We start from the raw sequence: 2,945 nt of genomic DNA on the forward strand, positions 1-2,945 counted from the left end.
CTTCGATTACGAACTGATCGATGTCGCCATAGGATTTAAGAAGAGCGGCTTTCATGACTTGACTCCAGAGTGTTGCTGGCTTGCCCAGCCGCGTTTTCAGGCGGTCGGCAAGTGTTGGTAGTTTTTGAAAGGATGGTCGAAGGTTAAGCACCGGCAATTGAAGCTGGGGTCGATCTAGCGCGCATCATATCGTACGCCGTCCGCCTGTTGCCCTACGTGCATACCGGTATTCTGCCGCGCGAAGCCTGGCGCAAACGAGCTCAACTGCCGAGAATTGAACTGAGAACCAGCCATACCGCTCTCCATTGAGAATATAAGTTGCTCGCAAGTCTGCGCAGACAGGCTCAGATCAAAGTCTCAGCGGCGAATGGATTGCGAGCTCGGACGCCAATGACAAGCTATATGGCAACTAGCTTTCGAGAAGCTGACCATTCAGCAAAAACGGGGGCGTCCACAGGCCTCCATTTTCGCTCGCTCGGACCAAGGTCGGAATAGTGCGCTTGATCTCGACCGAGCCTTCGATCAAGCCCGCGACCGAACCCGTGATCGGTCACGTTAAGAACCGAGCACCGGATAGGCCGCAACTACCATGCCGGCGAGCAGGGCGATGCCATCAACCATCCTGGCCGACGCCAGCTACAACTTCTCGCCCCTGCTACACTGGTTCAGGCAGCTTGTGTGGATCCTCAGCGCCGCGCTTCAAATTACAGCCGACCGCTCGCGGTTCATCGCTCACCGATCGATTAATAAAGGTTTCTATTTTATGTGCCCCCCGAACCTGACCAGGCGAACCAGGTGTTCGTGAAAATGCGTCACGTTCTAGCCACGGTACCGCTCCCGTTAAAGCCTGGCGTCGGCCCTTGGCATGCGAGGAGCTTATGACCAGAACAGGTATCAAGCAGCAGTACGAGCCTCGGATGATGGTGAGCGATCTGCTGTCGGCCGAGATCGCCGAGAAGCGGATGCGCGCCATCAAATACAGCTCAGTGTCACCAAGCTGCCGTTCGCCAAAGATGAGTTCGACTTCCACGGCACGCCCGTCGAGGTGCTGGTCCGGCCTTGCCAACTCACCTTCACGTCGACCGGGGCAACATTGTGAATATAGGTGTCACCGGGACCATCCGGCAATCGCCATTGCCCGCGACCTGGTCCACAACGGAACGCGTGGTCACTTCTTAGTTCGTTGATCTCCTCAACCGGCTCGTAACCGAGCACCGCGACGAGCCTATCTCACCCGGCTAGACTTCGTCGGCCTGCGCGATGGCCGGACAACCGAGTTCGTCGATCATCGTTCGTTCGGCCTTAGCGCAGGACTTTGAACTGCTCTCTTGTCCCGGCCCTAGGAAGGAGTCGATGCAGCCGAACGCGCGTAATTCATCGCATCGTTCCAGTGCGGCGACGGGCAAGGCGATCTCGTTAGCAGGCATGACCCTCGGGCGAACTCTTTGGGAGAAGCCTCCCAAAATTGCAAATGTAACGCAAAATCAGTTCGGCAGATCGCTCCTAGCTGGTAGCCCTTGGAAACCAGAAATGACTCTAAAAAATGGACCAATGCAGCCAGGTGGAAATCTGAGCATAGCGCCGGCGACCACACTTTGCGAATTCACAGCATGAAGAGCGGGCCCAAGGGATCTGGACGGCAGTGATCGACTCGACGATCCGTTTAGAAACCGTTTTGAAAATCGGCTTGCTGAGAGACGTAAGGATGGGCAGAACAAGTCGTTCGCGCTATGCCCATTCATACCTTCCGGTCGGTGCTCTACAGCCCGGTTGGTTTATCGGTCCGGCGCGAACGGATGCGGGCTGCGAAGACTGTGGACATGGTGGACAACGCTGATGCATGCTCACTGGGGCTGCAGCAGACGTGAGTCTGTGGCAGCGTGATAGAAGGGGATCAGGAGCAGTCAGTTTCCAACTAACAAACCGGTTCAAGCGGTCCCGCTCCGCGGGTCCATTTCAGCGTCGGGTTGATAATTGAAAATTCTGCACCGCACCGTCACATGTGGTTCAACATCTTCTTCGGTCAAAGGAGCAGCCATGGCTACCGTGAAAGTCGATATCTATAACTTCCAGTCGGAAGTTCTGGAATCCGCAGCACCCGTCGTCGTCGATTTCTGGGCCGAATGGTGCGATCCCTGCAAGATGATTGCTCCGAGCCTCGAGGAAATCTCCGTGGAGATGGAAGGCAAGATCAAGGTCGCCAAGCTCAACATCGATGAAAACCCGGAACTCGCCGCCCAATTGGGCGTGCGCTCCATTCCGACGCTCGCGATCTTCAAGGGCGGCGAAGTGGCCGATTTCTCGGTCGGCGCCAAACCGAAGATAGCTCTTTTGAACTGGATTTCGAACGCAGCCTGATCGATATCGCTCAATCTGTACCGCAAAACCCGTAGATTCGCCCCGTAGAGCGGTAAGGTTCATAGCGATTTATGGGCGTTTTGTGCAGGGCTCAGCCCTTTGAGCTTCAGCCTGATGAGGTCGTTGGTTTGTAATAGCGGATATAGTCCTCCCCCACTTTCGGACTTGCGATGCTGTCGGAGCGATCGAGTGGCGAAGAAGCTTTTCATTGCGGCGTTGTCGAGGCAGTTGCCGTTGCGTGAATGCTGCGGCTTTCAAGCATGTCGTTGCAGGCTCGCGTGACCGCACTCAAACCAATGATGCCCGTTGTTGACAGGCTTTGGGCGATGCGTTTCGCTGGATCGGAGAGGGAATATGGGCAGCACCTGAGAGTTGGTCGGACAAGCAGGGCGTCCTGATATGCTGGACGTGCGTATTGGTGAGGCTGCCGGTCGCAGTCTTTTCCCTTGCTTTCCTACTTGCTGGCGGCACGAGGGATTATTGTCTCGCATTAGGTCGCAGACTCATAATTTCTGAGCCAGATGCGCACTGAAGCGAGCTTGATGGCAGCGAGGAAATTGAGCGGATCGCGGTCATATCGAGTTGCG

The 2,945-nt window shown here is 55.9% G+C and carries 2 protein-coding genes and 3 pseudogenes; 2 read left to right on the forward strand and 3 right to left on the reverse strand.

The window, feature by feature from the left end:
• Positions 1-524 precede the first annotated feature (524 nt).
• Positions 525-700, forward strand: a pseudogene (locus tag ACWGS9_RS34495) (IS5/IS1182 family transposase); the annotation flags it as partial.
• Here the strand turns inward: ACWGS9_RS34495 and ACWGS9_RS34500 are convergent.
• Positions 656-1,030 carry a hypothetical protein gene (locus tag ACWGS9_RS34500; RefSeq protein WP_454509397.1) on the reverse strand — a complete coding sequence of 125 codons (375 nt, stop codon included), beginning with the start codon at positions 1,028-1,030 and terminating at the stop codon, positions 656-658. The pseudogene ACWGS9_RS34495 and the gene ACWGS9_RS34500 sit on opposite strands and share 45 nt — an antisense overlap.
• A gap of 1,007 nt (positions 1,031-2,037) precedes the next feature.
• Between ACWGS9_RS34500 and trxA the strand changes: the two genes are divergently transcribed.
• Positions 2,038-2,358 carry a thioredoxin gene (trxA, locus tag ACWGS9_RS34505; RefSeq protein WP_454509396.1) on the forward strand — a complete coding sequence of 107 codons (321 nt, stop codon included), beginning with the start codon at positions 2,038-2,040 and terminating at the stop codon, positions 2,356-2,358.
• 59 nt (positions 2,359-2,417) lie between these two features.
• Here the strand turns inward: trxA and ACWGS9_RS34510 are convergent.
• Positions 2,418-2,600 (reverse strand): annotated as a pseudogene (locus ACWGS9_RS34510) (IS3 family transposase); the annotation flags it as partial.
• 248 nt (positions 2,601-2,848) lie between these two features.
• Positions 2,849-2,945 (reverse strand): annotated as a pseudogene (locus tag ACWGS9_RS34515) (IS5/IS1182 family transposase); the annotation flags it as partial.

The organism is Mesorhizobium sp. Arg314, from assembly GCF_053714275.1.